Source organism: Micromonospora sp. NPDC005299 (assembly GCF_042872345.1).
Lineage (GTDB): Bacteria > Actinomycetota > Actinomycetes > Mycobacteriales > Micromonosporaceae > Micromonospora.
On the sequence record NZ_JBIAKG010000003.1, the window covers coordinates 132,036 to 146,155 of the forward strand.

Below are 14,120 nucleotides of genomic sequence, written 5' to 3' on the forward strand. Positions count from 1 at the left end.
CCGCGCCCCTAGGCCCCGCCCCCCGCCCCCCGCCCCCCCCCCCCCCGCCCCCCCCCCCCCCCCCCGCGCCCGGCGGGCGCGCTCGACGGAACTCGTCGCTGACGGTAGCCGTCCGACTCCGGTTCTGCTACCCCCTCGGGCTCCCCTGTGGACGACGAAGCTCTACGATGAGCCACGGCGGCGTCACCCGGCGAACGGGCGGAGGAGGTGCGGTGACCGCGACCACCACCGTCCGGCCGGCGTCCGCCGACCCACCACACCGGACCCGGCGCCCGGCACCGCCCGTCCGGGCCGGGCAGGTGGTGACGGCGCAGGTGGCGGTGGCGGCGCTGGTCGCGGCCGTGGGCCGGGGCGTCCTGGTGACCGCGGCCGCCCTGCTGCTGGCGGCGGTGCTGTTGCCCGCCGCCTGGGTCCGGCTCCGGGGCCGCTGGCTCTTCGAGTGGCTCGCCGTCGGCACGGCGTACCTGACCCGGCGGCGCGGCCTCCCGGCCACCTCCGGGCCGGCGGCGCTGCTGGAGTTGGCCCGCCCCGGCGCGGCGCTCCACGCGGCGGAGCTGGCCGGCGGCCCGGCGGCGGTGCTGGAGGATGCCGCCGGGATGACCGCGCTGCTGGAGATCGGCGATCCGGACGACCTGCTCGGCGACGGCCCGCGGGAGCTGCCGCCGCCGCTCGGCCTGCTGCCCCCGGCGGGGCCGGAGAGTCCACCGGTCCGGATCCAGCTGCTGTTCTCCGCGTCGCCCGCGCCGGCACCCGCCGCCGGAGCGGGCACGGCCGGCACGTCGTACCGGCAGCTCACCGACGGGCGGCTGGCGGCCCGGGCCCGGGTCGTCCTGGCCGTCCGGGCGCTCCGGGTCGACGGCTGGTCGGACGACGAGCTGCGCCGGGCCCTGTCCGGCACGGTCCGGCGGATCGTGCGCCGGCTCGGCCCGCTCACCGGTCGCCCCCTCGGCGGTCCCGCGGCGCTGCGCGTGGTGGCCGAACTGGCCCACCACGACGCCGGGGCTCCGGTCCGGGAGAGCTGGCCGGCGGTGACCGTGGGCGGGCTCCCGCAGACCACCTGGCGGCTGCGCCGCTGGCCCGATCCGCGCACCGACGCCGCGCGGCGGCTGGTGCCCCGGCTGCTGGCGCTGCCGGCGACCGCCACCACCGTCTCGCTCTGCGTGGGCCCACGTGCCGGCGCGGACGCCGCGCCCACGCCGGCCGAGCTGACCGTACGTCTGGCCGCCCACACCCCCGCGGAGCTGTCGGTGGCCGAGCGGGCGCTGCGCCGGCTCGCCGGGGATCTCGGCACCGAGCTGCGCCGACTCGACGGCGAGCACCTGAGCGGGCTGGCCGCCACCCTGCCGCTGGCGGTGGCCCGGCCGGACGCACCCCCGGTCGGGCCCGAGCTGGCCGCCCTGGAGTTCGCCCTCGGCGAGTCCGGGTTGATGGTGGGCGCCAACCGGCACGGCGGCGCGGTGACCGTACGCCTGTTCCGCCCCACGACGACCCGGCTGCTGCTGGTCGGTGGGGTGCGCGCCGCCCAGCTGCTGACGCTGCGGGCGCTGGCGCTCGGCGCGCGGGTGGCGGTGCAGACGGCGCGGCCCCGGGTCTGGGAGCCGTTCGTCCGCGGGGTCGGCGCGCCGGGCGGCGCGGTGCCGCTGGTCCCGCCGGGGCGGCCGGTCGGTGGCGCGCCCGGCTCCCCGCTGCGTCCCCTGCTGCTGGTGGTCGACGCCGGCCCGGTGCCGCCGGAGGTCGGCCCGGCGGCGGCCTGGCAGTCCGTCCTCGTGGTCCGCGACGAGCTGACCCCGGCCGACACGGCCGCGTTGGCCCGCGCCGACCTGGCGATCCTGCAACCGCTCGACCCCGGCGAGGCGGCGCTGGCCGGCGCGGCGCTCGGCCTGGGCGACTCGGCGGAGTGGCTGACCCGGATCCGGGACGACATGGTGGCGGTGGTGAACCGGCGGGCGCTGCGCTGGGCGCTACTCTCGCCCACGCCGATCGAGTCGCAACTGGTCGGTCGCCCGGCCCGCCACTGAGCCGGCACGGGTTCCGCGAGTCGACGCGGCGTGGCACGATCCCGGCCATGGATTTTCTGAAGGGTCTCCTGATCCGGCTGGGCACGACGGCAGTGGCGTTCTGGTTGGCCACGCTGCTCATCCCGGGCATCACGCTGGACTCGGATTCGGCCACCGAGACCGTGACCACGCTGGTGCTCGTCGCGGTGATCTTCGGGGTGGTCAACGCGGTGCTCCAGCCGATCATCAAGACCGTCGGCTGCGGGTTCTACCTGCTGACCCTCGGCCTGATCGCGCTGGTGGTCAACGGCCTGCTCTTCCTGCTCACCAGCTGGATCGCCGGTGAGGCCGGGCTGCCGTTCCACGTGGACGGCTTCTGGCCGGCCGCGGTGCTGGGCGCGCTCTTCGTCGGCATCGTCACCTGGATCCTCGGCGCCGTCCTCGACCGCGACTGAGCCCGCACCACCCGTCGATTCCCGCCCGCCGGCCCAGGCCAGTGGGCGGGAATTGGCTGGTGAGGCCAGGTTGGGCCGCGACTAGGGTCGGAGTGGTGTTCACCCTGACCCGCCCCGACGGCTACCTGCTCAGCACCGATCCGGACCGGCTCGACCTGGACCGGGTGCACCACTGGCTCTCCACGGACGCGTACTGGGCGCTCGGGCGGGACCGGGACACGGTCGGGCGGGCCTTCGCCGGGTCGATCGGCTTCGGCGTCTACCGGCCCGGGGACGGGCGCCAGGTGGCGGTGGGCCGGGTGGTCACCGACCGGGCGACCTTCGCCTGGCTCTGCGACGTCTACGTCGACCGGGCCGAGCGGGGCCGAGGGCTGGGCACCTGGCTGGCCGGAGCGGCCCGCGACCACCTGGCCGAGTGGGGCGTACGCCGGATGGTGCTGGCCACCGCCGACGCGCACGGGGTCTACGCGAAGGTCGGCTTCACGCCGGTCGAGCCGGGCCGCTGGATGGAGTACGACCAGCGCGTGACCCAGCTCACCGGAAAGGACCAAAGCGCCGGTTCACCACTTACGGTGGAGGGGTGAACCAGACCCGTCTCGGCTACCTCTACGGTTTCGGCGCGTACCTGCTCTGGGGTTTCTTCCCGATCTACCTGAAGCTGCTCCGCCCCGCCGGTCCGGTGGAGATCCTCGCGCACCGGATCGTCTGGTCGGTGGTCTTCGTGGCGCTGCTGCTGGCCGCGATGCGCAACATCGGCTTCCTGCGGGCACTGGCCCGGCGACCCCGGGCGCTGGCCGCCATCACGGCCGCCGCCGCGCTCATCGCGGTCAACTGGGGCACCTACATCTACGGGGTGAACTCCGACCGGGTGGTGGAGACCGCCCTCGGCTACTTCATCAACCCCCTGGTCGTGGTGCTGATCGGGGTCTTCGTGCTCCGCGAGCGGCTGCGCCCGGCGCAGTGGGCGGCGCTCGGCGTGGGTGGCCTCGCGGTGGCGGTGCTGACCGTCGACTACGGCCGGCTGCCCTGGCTGGCCCTCGTGCTGGCCTTCAGCTTCGCCGGGTACGGGCTGGTCAAGAAGCGGCTCGGGCTGCCCGCCGCGGAGGGGCTCTTCGTCGAGTCGGCGGTGCTGGCCCTGCCCGCGCTGGCCTACCTCGGCTGGCTGGGCCGGCAGGGTGAGGCGACCTTCGGGCACGGCTCGGCCGGGCACACCGCGCTGCTGGTGCTGGCCGGCGCGGCCACCGCGATCCCGCTGCTGCTGTTCGCCGGGGCGGCCAATCGGCTGCCGCTGACCGGGTTGGGCATGCTGCAGTACCTGGCGCCGATCCTTCAGCTCGGCTGCGGCGTGCTGGTCTTCCACGAGCCGATGCCGCCGGCCCGGCTGGCCGGGTTCGGCCTGGTCTGGCTCGCCCTCGTGGTGTTCACCGTGGACGCCCTCCGCCACACCCGCCGGACCCGCGCGCAGGCGCGGGCCGCCGCCCTGGTGCCCGCCGGGACCCGCTGACCACGCCTCAACGGGCGTCGAAGGCGAGCACCGGGGTGCCGTCGGCGCGGACCAGTTCGAGGCGCACCAGCTCGCCGTGGGTGAAGTGGGTGGCGCCGACCACGCGGACGTTGTCGCCGGGGGCGGCCAGCCAGGTGCCGACCTGCTCCGTCGCGCCGTCCGGGCCGTGCGCCACCAGCCGGAACGTGTACGCCTCACGGTGACCGGCGCGCTGGTCGTATCCGCAGCGCATGGTGACCTCGGTTCCCCACCTCTTGTCGGTCAGGCCGACCTCGGCGTGCAGCGGCACCGCGCCGGCGACCGGACGCATGGCCGTCATGGGCACCTGCGCCGTCGCGGTGGCCGTCGCCGTCGCCGTCGGTGGCGGGGCGGCGGGCGGGCGGACCAGGGACACCCCCACGCCGGCCAGCACGGCGAGCACGGCCGCGGCGAGCGCGGTCAGCGCGTACCGTCGCCGGGACCGCGACCGCTCGCGGCGCCGGCGGTCCCGTGCGGCGTCGAGCAGCGCGGGCACCCGGGAGGTCTCCGTGGCGGACGGCAGGAACTGCTCCAGCCCGGCCGGGTCGAGCCGGCCCAGCAGGCCGGGCAGCACGGCGATCTCGGCCACCGCCTCGCGGCAGGACGCGCAGCCGGCCAGGTGCCGCTCGTAGGCGGCCCGGTCGGCGGGGGCGAGGGCGCCCAGGACGTACGCGCCGTCGTCGTGCTCGAACTCGCAGCGGGTCATCCGGTCACCCCCATCTCGGCCAGCACCAACCGTAGTGAGCGCAGCGCGTAGTGGGTCCGCGACTTCACCGTGCCCGGCGGCACCCCGAGCCGGGCGGCCGCCTCCGCCACCGACCGCCCCTGGTAGAAGCACTCGACGAGCACCTCACGATGGGTCGTGCTGAGCCGGTTCAACGCCTCGGCCACGGTCCACGCCTCCACCGCCCGCTCCGTCTCGTCGACCGTCTCGGCAGGTTCGGGCAGCTCGTCGGTGAAGACCTCGCCGACCCTGGTGGACCGCCGGCGCCAGGCGTCGATGGCCAGGTTCCGGGCGGTGGTGAAGAGCCAGGCGCGGACGGAGCCACGCCGCGGGTCCAGCGACTCGGGGTGCCGCCAGGCCCGGAGCAGCGTCTCCTGCACCAGGTCCTCGGCGCGCGACCGGTCGCCGTTGACCAGCCGAAGGGCGTGCGCGAAGAGCGCGTCGGCATGCTCGTCGTGCAGCGCGCGCAGCAGTTGGGCGTCGTGGTCGCTGATGGCGGTACCTCGCTTCCGGCGGCGGGGAGACCGGCGATGCGTTCGCCCTTTGATACGTGCCGTGACGCCGAACGGTTCAGCCGCAGGTCACGCCGCAGCTGTTCACGTCTGGTTCATTCTCCTGCCGGTGACCGCTCACCGGGCCCTGGCAGCGTCCGGCCCGTACGTGCGACCGGGTGAACCGGGCGCGCCACCGACGTCCGATCAGGAGGCACCACCCCATGAGCGACCGTCCTCGGCTGCTCCCGCTGCTGGGCGCCACCCGCCACGGCGCCCGGGACGCCATGACCTGCCAGTACCGGTGTGGCAACGCCTGCGACCACCCGGTGCCGAACCGTTCCGACAACCCGTACTTCGGGGACCTGGTCGACGCCGAGGTCTCCCGGCGGGGCGTGGTCCGGGCCGGTGCGGCCGGCGCTCTGGTGCTCGGCTTCGGCGGCGCCGTGGCCGGCGCCCTGGCCGGCGCGGCCCCGGCCGCCGCCGTCCCGGCCGTCCCCGGCGCGGGCGAGGCCGCCGCGCCGGCCGGCGGCGTGGGCAGCGGCGCGCTGACCTTCAAGCCGATCCCGCCGAACAAGCTCGACACCCTGGTCGTGCCGAACGGGTACGACCACGCCGTGGTGATCAAGTGGGGTGACCCGGTGGTGCCGGGCGCGCCCGCGTTCGACGTGCACGCGCAGACCGCCGCCGCCCAGGCGAAGCAGTTCGGCTACAACAACGACTTCGTCGGGGTGCTGCCGATCGACCGCAAGCGGGCGCTGCTGGTGGTCAACACGAGTACACCAACGAGGACCTGATGTTCCCCGGCTTCACCAGCCAGGACGCGCTCTCGGTGGAGCAGTTGCGGGTGGCGATGGCCGCGCACGGCATGTCCGTGGTGGAGCTGGAGCGGGTCGACGCCACCGGGCAGTGGCGGCCGGTGCGCAGCGGCCGCCGGCAGTACAACCGGCGGGTCACCGCGCTGGCCACCAAGTTCGAGCTGACCGGCCCGGCCGCCGGCTCAGCCTGGCTGCGCACCGCCGCCGACCCGAAGGGTCGTACGGTGGTCGGCACCCTGAACAACTGCGCCGGCGGGATCACCCCGTGGGGCACGGTGCTCTCCGGCGAGGAGAACTTCAACCAGTACTTCGTCGGCGGCGACGGCGCGCCCGAGGAGCTGAAGCCGAAGCTGCTCCGCTACGGCATCCCGACCGACGTGCGGTACCCGAGCGGCAGCCGCAAGTGGGAACGCGCCGACGAGCGCTTCGACCTGGCGAAGCACCCGAACGAGGCGCACCGCTACGGCTGGGTCGTCGAGATCGACCCGTTCGACCCGGAGAGCCGCCCGCGCAAGCACACCGCGCTGGGCCGGGTCAAGCACGAGGGCGCGAACGTGATCGTCGCCAGGGACGGGCGCGTGGTCGCGTACATGGGCGACGACGAGCGCTTCGACTACCTCTACAAGTTCGTCTCGGACAAGAAGTTCATGCCGGGCAACTCGTGGGTGGCGCGCAAGCACAACCTGACCCTGCTGGAGTCGGGCACGCTCTACGTGGCCGCCCTGGAGGGCACCAGCGCCGCCGAGATCGACGGCACCGGCAAGCTCCCCTCCGACGGGGCGTTCGACGGCCGGGGCCGCTGGATCAAGCTGGTCAGCGGCAGCCGCTCGTACGTCGAGGGGATGACCGCGGCCGACGTGCTGACCTTCACCCGCCTCGCCGGCGACAAGGTGGGTGCGACCAAGATGGACCGTCCGGAGGACGTCGAGCCGAGCCAGCTCACCGGCAAGGTCTACGTGGCGCTGACCAACAACACCGACCGGGGCAAGGCCGGCAAGGCGGCGGCCGACGAGGCGAACCCGCGCAACCTCAACAAGCACGGGCAGATCCTGGAACTGGTCGAGGACCGCGGCGACAACGCGGCCGAGACCTTCGCCTGGTCGCTGCCGATCGTCTGCGGCGACCCGACCGACCCGTCGACCCACTTCGCCGGGTACGACAAGACCACGGTGTCCCCGATCTCCTGCCCGGACAACGTCGCCTTCGACGCCACCGGGAACCTCTGGATCTCGACCGACGGCAACGCGCTGGGCAGCAACGACGGCCTCTTCGCCACCGCCGTCGAGGGCCCCGAGCGCGGTCACCTGAAGCAGTTCCTCACCGTGCCGCTCGGCGCGGAGACCTGCGGCCCGTTCATCACGAAGGACAACCGCTCGGTCTTCGTGGCCGTGCAGCACCCGGGCGAGATCACCGGCGCCTCGGTGGAGAACCCGGCCTCGACCTGGCCGGACGGCGACTTCGCCAAGCCGGGCGTGGTCGTCACCTGGCGCCTCGACGGCCGCCCGGTCGGCAGCTGACCCCACCCCGGGCGGCCGGCAAAGGGCCTCTTCCCCGCCGGGAAGGGGCCCTTCGGCCGTCACCCCTCAGGCGTCCGCGGCGATGCCGTCGGCGACCGCGCGGGCGACGGTGAGCAGCTTGGCCCGGACCACCCGGGCGGAGGTCATCATCTCGCTGGCCGGCAGCGCGCAGGCCAGCACGACGCGGCGCTCGATGTCCTTGTCGGGGGTGACCAGCACCGCCGCGCACGCCACCCCCTGCCGGAACTGCCCCAGCTCCAACTGCATGCCGCGCCGGTCGCCGGCGGCCAGGTCCGCCTCGAGCGCCTCAGTGGTGGTGAGGGTCGCGCCGGTGAACGGCCGCATGCCGTATTCCCGCAGGTAGCGGAAGCGCTGCTCGGCGGTGAGGGTGGCGAGCAGGCTCTTGCCGAGCGCGGTGGCGTGCGCCCCCTCGTCGAAGCCCGGCACCAGATCCTCCAGGTACGGCGAGCGCGGCCCCTCGGACACCGCCGTGACCGCCACCTGGCCGCCCACGAACCGGCCCAGGTAGTGACTCCAGCCGGTGTCCGCGGCGGCCCGCCGCAGCGCCTCCCCGACCGGCGGCGGCCCGCGGAACGCGGTGACCAGCTCGCGGTAGCGGTCAGCGACCTCCAGCCCGACGATGTACGTGCCGTCCTCCCGACGGATCACGTAACCCTCGTAGGCCAGCGTGCGCACCAGGTGGTAGGTGGTGGCGACGGTCAGCTCGCAGCGGCGGGCGATCTGCTTGACGGTGAGGCCCTTCGGCGCACGGCCGACCGACTCGAGCACTCGTAGCGCGCGGGAGACACTTCGGATCAGGTCCGAAGGTTCCGCCAAGGGGTCACGCACAACCACCTCCGCCGCCGGGGACTTACACCATATGAAAAACAGGCCGAGTGCGAAATGCCTGTTCGGATCGAGGATGCCAGATCACCGGGCACAGACAGTGCACCGACAGACACGATCAGCTGCCGAAACGCGGCTGGCGTAGGTTTGCCGGACCATGACCGAAACAGCGCTGCACCCCGCTCCGCCCGCGCCCCGGCGTACCGTCCGGGTCAACGCGGGCGCGATCGCCACCACGATCGCCTGCGTCCTGCCCGTCTTCCTGGTCGGCGGCCTCGCGGTGCAGATGGGCGACGACCTCGACTTCACCCCCGCCGGGCTCGGGCTGGCCGTCTCGGTCTACTTCGGCGTCAGCGCCCTCGCCTCGGTGCCCTCCGGCGCCCTGGTCGAGCGGTACGGGTCGGCCGTGGTGGCCCGCGCCGGCATCCTGCTCTCCGCCGGCTCGCTGCTGGCCGTGGCGGGGCTGACCCGGTCGTACCCGGTGCTGGTGGCGCTGCTCGCGCTCAGCGCCGCCGCGAACGCCCTGGGCCAGCTCGCCAGCAACGCCGCGCTGGCCCGCCACGTGCCCGCCCACCGGCAGGGGCTCTCCTTCGGGGTGAAGCAGGCCGCCATCCCGGTCTCCACCCTGCTGGCCGGCGCGGCGGTGCCGACCGTCGCGCTGACCGCCGGCTGGCGCTGGGCGTTCGTGGTGGCCGCCCTCGCGGCGCTGGCCGCGCTGCCGGCCGTACCCCCGGCCGAGCGGGACCGGGTCCGGCCCGCCGCCGGCCGGGCGGGCCGGGCCACGACGGCTCTGGTGGTGGTCGGCGTGGCGGCGACCCTGGCGGCCGCCGCGGCGAACGCGCTGGGCACCTTCGTGGTCGACTCGGCGGCCGGCCGGGGGCTGTCCCCGGCGCTGGCCGGGCTCACCCTCACCCTGGGCAGCGCGGTCTGCGTGGCGGCCCGGGTGGGCGCCGGCTGGCTGGCCGACCGCCGGGCGACCGGGCACGTCGCGCTGATCGCCGCGATGCTGGTGGTGGGCGCGGTGGGGCTGGTCCTGCTCGCGGTCGCCGGCCCGGTGCCGCTGGTCGCCGGCGTGGTGCTCGGCTTCGGCCTGGGCTGGGCCTGGCCCGGGCTGATGAACTTCGCCGTGGTCCGGCTCCACCCGCAGGCCCCGGCCGCCGCCACCTCGATCACCCAGACCGGGGTGTACGCGGGCGGCTGCCTCGGCCCGCTCGGCCTCGGCACGATCGCCGAGGCGGCCGGCTACCCGGCGATGTGGGTCACCGCGGCGGCCGCCATGCTCCTCGCCGCCCTGTTCATGCTCACCGGCAGCCGGCTGCTGTCCCGCGCCTCCTGACCCACCCTCAGCGCGTCGATCATGACGCTGGCGGCAGTTCAGTAGATCGACATCGCCGCCAACCTCATGATCGACCGGCTGGGCGGGCCAACCGGGGGCCGGTGGAGCGGGTCAGCTGGTGCGGTCGGCGATGTAGTCGCAGAGCGATTCGAGGGCGCGGCGGGCCGGGCCCTCAGGGAGCGGGGCGAGGCGGGCGCGGGCGTCCTCGGCGTAGCTGCGGACGGTCTCCCGAGCGCGCTTGAGCGCCGGGGAGTCGCGGAGCAGGCCGAGGGCCTCGGCGTGCAGCGCGTCGTCGACCAGCGGGCCGGTGGCCAGGATCTCCCGCAGCCGGACGCTGGCCGCGTCGGAGTCGTCGGAGGCGAGCGCGTAGAGCACCGGCAGGGTCGGCACGCCCTCGCGCAGGTCGGTGCCGGGCGTCTTGCCCGACTGCACCGACTCGCTGGCGATGTCCAGCAGGTCGTCGGAGAGCTGGAAGGCCACCCCGATGATCTCGCCGTAGCCGGCCAGAGCCTCGATGTGCTCGGCGGACGCCCCACCGAACATGCCGCCGAAGCGGGCCGAGGTGGCGATCAGCGAGCCGGTCTTCTCGGCGATGACGTGCAGGTAGTGCGCGACCGGGTCGGTGCCGCGCGGGCCGACCGTCTCGGCGATCTGCCCGTGCACCAGCCGGGCGAAGGTGCGCGCCTGGAGGCGTACGGCCTCCGGCCCCAGGTCGGCCGCGATGGCCGCGGCCCGGGCGAAGAGGTAGTCGCCGACCAGGATGGCCACCGAGTTGGTCCAGCGGGAGTTGGCGCTCGGGGCGCCCCGGCGCACGGCCGCCTCGTCCATGACGTCGTCGTGGTAGAGCGTCGCCAGGTGGGTGAGCTCCATCACCACGGCGGCGGGTACGACGTGCGCGGCGTCCGGGTCGCCGAACTGGGCGCCCAGCGCCACCAGCAGCGGGCGGAACCGCTTGCCGCCGGCCTCGACCAGGTGCCGGGCCGCCTCGGTGACGAGCGGATCGGCGCTGGCCACGCTGGCCCGCAGATCGGTCTCGACCCGATCCAGGAGGCCCAGCACGGACGCCTCGACGCGCGGATCGGCGAGGTGCAGTCCGAGCGCGCCGAACTGACCCGTGCCCTCCGGGCCCGGACGACCGCCCGGCCCGGTGGCACCTGAACGCTCGCCAGCCGGAATCACCACGCCATCAACCATGCCACACCCGTTCGACCTGCCCAGCGAGGGGGATACGGACCGGGGGCCGGTACGCCATGGCGTACCGGCCCCCGGAGGGAACCAGGGTCATCGCACGAATTCGGCGGCACCGTTGGCCAGGTCGAGCAGGGGCGCCGGGGCGACCCCCAGGACCAGCGTGGCGAGCACGCCGATGACCAGGGCGGCCGAGGTGAGCGCGCCCGGCACGGTGACCGTCGGGGTGGCGTCGCCCGGCTCGGAGAGCCACATCATCACCACGACCCGCAGGTACGGGAAGGCCAGCACCATGCTGGTCAGCACGCCGGCGATCACCAGCCAGGCCTGGTTCGCGTCCAGCGCCGGGGCGAAGACGGCGAACTTGCTGGTGAACCCGCTGGTGAGCGGGATACCGGCGAAGGCCAGCAGGATGAACGTGAAGATCGCCGCGAAGAACGGCGACCGGCGGCCCAGCCCGGCCCAGCGGGACAGGTGGGTGGCCTCCCCGTCGGCGTCCCGGACCAGGGTCACCACGGCGAACGCGGCGAGCACCGAGAAGCCGTACGCGACCAGGTAGAACATCGTGCCGGAGAGCCCCTCCTTGCTGGGCGCCAGCACGCCCACCAGGAGGTAGCCGGCGTTCGCGATCGACGAGTACGCCAGCAGCCGCTTGATGTCCGTCTGGGTGACCGCCAGCACCGCGCCGACCAGCATGGTCAGCACGGCCACCGCGCCGAGCACCGGGGTGAAGTCCCAGGAGGCGCCGGCGAACGCGACGTGGAAGACCCGCAGCAGGGCGCCGAACGCGGCGACCTTGGTGCAGGCGGCCATGAAGCCGGTCACCGGAGTGGGCGCGCCCTGGTAGACGTCCGGGGTCCAGACGTGGAACGGGGCGGCGGCGGCCTTGAAGAGCAGGCCGATGGCGAGCAGCGCCATGCCGGCGAAGAGCAGCACCGGGCTGGACGAGGACTCGGTCACCGCGGCGTGCACGGTGGCGAAGTCGACGCCGGCACCGCGGTTCGGGATCCCGGAGGTGAAGCCGTAGATGAGGGCCACGCCGAAGAGGAAGAACGCCGAGGCGTACGCGCCGAGCATGAAGTACTTCAGCGCGGCCTCCTGGCTGAGCAGCCGCCGGCGGCGGGCCAGCGCGCAGAGCAGGTAGAGCGGCAGCGAGAAGACCTCGAGCGCGATGAACATGGTCAGCAGGTCGTTCGCCGCCACGAAGGTCAGCATGCCGCCGATCGCGAAGGTGACCAGCGGGTACACCTCGGTGGCGCCGCCCATCCCGTCGGCCTGCCGTCGGTCGTCGTCGGACTCGGCGGTGACCGCGGCCTGGGCCACGAAGGCCCCGCCCCGCTCCACCGTGCGCTCGCCGACGAGCAGCAGCGCCATGGCGGCCAGGATCAGGATGGCGCCCTGGAGGAAGAGCGTCGGCCCGTCCACGGCGATGGCCCGGCCGGCGGTGATCAGCCGGTCGTCGGCGTTCAGGATCACCATGGTCAGTGCGGCGAGCACGGCCAGCAGGGCGAGCGTGAGCTGCACCGCGTTGCGCAGGCGGCGCGGCACGAACGCCTCGACCAGGACGCCGACCAGGGCGGCGCCCAGCATGATCAGGATGGGAGCGAGCGCCGCGTAGTCGATCGACGGCAGCTTCAGTTCACTCACTTCGCGGCCTCCTGGACGCTGCCGACCTCAGGGGCGGGATCGGTCTTGCCGACGTCCTGCATGGTCGCCTGGACGGCGGGGTTGATGACATCGGTGACCGGCTTGGGATAGAAGCCGAGCAGCACGATCAGCGCGATCAGCGGAGCGACCACGATCTTCTCGCGCAGGCTGAGGTCCCGGCGCATGCCGTCGACCTCGGTCAGGGCCGGGTTGAGGGTGCCCTGGGTGGTGCGCTGCACCATCCACAGCACGTAGGCCGCGGCCAGGATGATGCCGAGCGTGGCGATCACCGCGACCGGCTTGTTCGTGGTGAACGTGCCGATCAGCACCAGGAACTCGGAGACGAACGGCGCGGTACCCGGCAGCGCCAGCGAGGCGAGACCGGCAAAGAAGAGCACCCCGGCGAGCACCGGCACCAGCTTGCCCGCGCCGCCGAAGTCGCTGATCAGCGCCGAGCCCCGGCGGGCGATCAGCATGCCCACCACGAGGAAGAGCAGGCCGGTGGCCAGGCCGTGGTTGAGCATGTAGAGCACCGCGCCCGTGCCGGCCTGGGTGGTGAAGGCGAAGATGCCGACCCCGATGAACCCGAAGTGCGCGATCGAGGTGTACGACACCAGCCGCTTGAGGTCGTTCTGCCCGACCGCCAGCAGCGCGGCGTAGATGATGCCGATCACGCCGAGCGCCAGCGCCCACGGGGCGAACCACCGCGACGCCTCGGGGAAGAGCGGCAGGCAGTACCGCAGGATCCCGAAGGTGCCGACCTTGTCCAGCACGCCGACCAGCAGTGCCGCCGCGCCGGCCGGAGCCGCGCCACCGGCGTCCGGCAGCCAGGTGTGGAACGGGAAGAACGGCGCCTTGATCGCGAACGCGAGGAAGAAGCCGAGGAACAGCCAGCGGGCCGTGTCGGTGGCGAACTCGGCCTGGCTGAGCGCCTGCCAGTCGAAGGTCTTCCCGCCGACCACCCAGAGGCCGATCACCGCGGCCAGCATGAACAGGCCGCCGACCAGGGAGTAGAGGAAGAACTTGACCGCCGCGTACTGCCGCTGGTGGCCGCCGTAGCTGCCGATGAGGAAGTACATCGGCACCAGCATGACCTCGAAGAACACGTAGAACAGGAAGACGTCGGCGGCGGCGAAGACGCCGATCATCGTGCACTCGAGGACGAGCAGCAGCGCGAAGTAGACCGGCACCGAGCGCTTGGACGACTCGGCGTCGTGCCACGACGCCAGGATCACCAGCGGCACCAGGATCGCGATGAGCATCAGCATGACCAGCGCGATGCCGTCCACCTCGAAGGTGAAGTTGACGCCCCAGTTCGGGATCCACGCGTACGACTCGCGGAACTGGAACCGGTCACCGTCGGCCTGGAAGGCGATCCACATGGCCACCGAGAGCACCAGCACCAGCAGCGACCAGCCGAACGCCACGAGCTTGGCCAGGTCCGGGTTGCGCCGCGGCAACAGGGCCACCACCAGGGCGCCGACCAGCGGTGCCACGGTCAGCACCGAGAGGAACGGGAAGTTGGACATTATTCGGCCTTACCTCCGTCGTGACTGCGTGGCCCGCCGGCGGGGGCGGC

At 73.9% G+C, this 14,120-nt stretch carries 11 protein-coding genes and 1 pseudogene; 6 read left to right on the top strand and 6 right to left on the bottom strand.

What is annotated here, in order from left to right:
• The first annotated feature begins 212 nt into the window (after window positions 1–212).
• The 4 genes from eccE to rarD all read left to right on the top strand — a co-directional run bounded on the left by eccE (window position 213) and on the right by rarD (window position 3,956).
• On the top strand, window positions 213–2,018 hold the full coding sequence (gene eccE / locus ACFYPD_RS09900; RefSeq protein ID WP_387110888.1) for a type VII secretion protein EccE: 1,806 nt from the start codon (window positions 213–215) through the stop codon (window positions 2,016–2,018).
• Between the two features lie 47 nt (window positions 2,019–2,065).
• Window positions 2,066–2,452, top strand: coding sequence for a phage holin family protein (locus tag ACFYPD_RS09905; RefSeq protein WP_151461348.1), 387 nt, complete (start codon window positions 2,066–2,068; stop codon window positions 2,450–2,452).
• Window positions 2,453–2,547: 95 nt separating this feature from the next.
• Window positions 2,548–3,036, top strand: a complete 489-nt coding sequence (locus tag ACFYPD_RS09910) for a GNAT family N-acetyltransferase (RefSeq protein WP_387110889.1) — start codon at window positions 2,548–2,550, stop codon at window positions 3,034–3,036.
• Window positions 3,033–3,956 (top strand): EamA family transporter RarD, encoded by a 924-nt coding sequence (gene rarD, locus ACFYPD_RS09915; protein WP_387110891.1) that lies wholly within the window; start codon window positions 3,033–3,035, stop codon window positions 3,954–3,956. The genes ACFYPD_RS09910 and rarD overlap by 4 nt, the downstream gene beginning before the upstream one ends.
• Window positions 3,957–3,963: 7 nt before the next feature.
• Here the strand turns inward: rarD and ACFYPD_RS09920 are convergent, their stop codons facing one another.
• Window positions 3,964–4,680: an anti-sigma factor family protein gene (locus ACFYPD_RS09920; RefSeq protein ID WP_387110892.1), complete on the bottom strand. Its 717-nt coding sequence runs from the start codon at window positions 4,678–4,680 to the stop codon at window positions 3,964–3,966.
• A complete protein-coding gene (locus ACFYPD_RS09925; protein WP_387112320.1) occupies window positions 4,677–5,192 on the bottom strand; it encodes a sigma-70 family RNA polymerase sigma factor in 516 nt (171 codons plus the stop codon). Before ACFYPD_RS09925 ends, ACFYPD_RS09920 begins: the two co-directional genes overlap by 4 nt.
• A gap of 221 nt (window positions 5,193–5,413) precedes the next feature.
• Between ACFYPD_RS09925 and ACFYPD_RS09930 the strand changes: the two are divergent.
• A pseudogene (locus ACFYPD_RS09930) lies at window positions 5,414–7,524 on the top strand (PhoX family protein).
• Between the two features lie 66 nt (window positions 7,525–7,590).
• Here ACFYPD_RS09930 and ACFYPD_RS09935 read toward each other — a convergent pair.
• Window positions 7,591–8,373, bottom strand: a complete 783-nt coding sequence (locus ACFYPD_RS09935; RefSeq protein ID WP_387110894.1) for an IclR family transcriptional regulator — start codon at window positions 8,371–8,373, stop codon at window positions 7,591–7,593.
• A gap of 154 nt (window positions 8,374–8,527) precedes the next feature.
• Between ACFYPD_RS09935 and ACFYPD_RS09940 the strand changes: the two genes are divergently transcribed.
• Entirely contained in the window at window positions 8,528–9,706 is a 1,179-nt protein-coding gene (locus ACFYPD_RS09940; protein WP_387110895.1) for an MFS transporter, read from the top strand.
• A 111-nt stretch (window positions 9,707–9,817) separates the two neighbouring features.
• Here the strand turns inward: ACFYPD_RS09940 and ACFYPD_RS09945 are convergent, their stop codons facing one another.
• The 3 genes from ACFYPD_RS09945 to ACFYPD_RS09955 all read right to left on the bottom strand — a co-directional run bounded on the left by ACFYPD_RS09945 (window position 9,818) and on the right by ACFYPD_RS09955 (window position 14,070).
• The gene (locus ACFYPD_RS09945; protein WP_387110897.1) at window positions 9,818–10,900 is read right to left on the bottom strand and encodes a polyprenyl synthetase family protein; all 1,083 of its coding nucleotides are present in this window, start codon (window positions 10,898–10,900) and stop codon (window positions 9,818–9,820) included.
• A gap of 87 nt (window positions 10,901–10,987) precedes the next feature.
• Window positions 10,988–12,541, bottom strand: coding sequence for an NADH-quinone oxidoreductase subunit NuoN (gene nuoN / locus ACFYPD_RS09950; RefSeq protein WP_387110899.1), 1,554 nt, complete (start codon window positions 12,539–12,541; stop codon window positions 10,988–10,990).
• Window positions 12,538–14,070 (bottom strand): NADH-quinone oxidoreductase subunit M, encoded by a 1,533-nt coding sequence (locus ACFYPD_RS09955; protein ID WP_387110901.1) that lies wholly within the window; start codon window positions 14,068–14,070, stop codon window positions 12,538–12,540. The genes nuoN and ACFYPD_RS09955 overlap by 4 nt, the downstream gene beginning before the upstream one ends.
• Between the last annotated feature and the right edge of the window lie 50 nt (window positions 14,071–14,120).

What these genes read in the sequence shown, in the direction of transcription:
- ACFYPD_RS09905 (WP_151461348.1), top strand. Translation starts at nt 2,066, where the DNA reads ATGGATTTTCTGAAGGGTCTCCTGATCCGGCTGGGCACGACGGCAGTG.
- ACFYPD_RS09920 (WP_387110892.1), bottom strand. Translation starts at nt 4,680, where the DNA reads ATGACCCGCTGCGAGTTCGAGCACGACGACGGCGCGTACGTCCTGGGC.
- ACFYPD_RS09940 (WP_387110895.1), top strand. Translation starts at nt 8,528, where the DNA reads ATGACCGAAACAGCGCTGCACCCCGCTCCGCCCGCGCCCCGGCGTACC.
- ACFYPD_RS09945 (WP_387110897.1), bottom strand. Translation starts at nt 10,900, where the DNA reads ATGGTTGATGGCGTGGTGATTCCGGCTGGCGAGCGTTCAGGTGCCACC.
- ACFYPD_RS09955 (WP_387110901.1), bottom strand. Translation starts at nt 14,070, where the DNA reads ATGTCCAACTTCCCGTTCCTCTCGGTGCTGACCGTGGCACCGCTGGTC.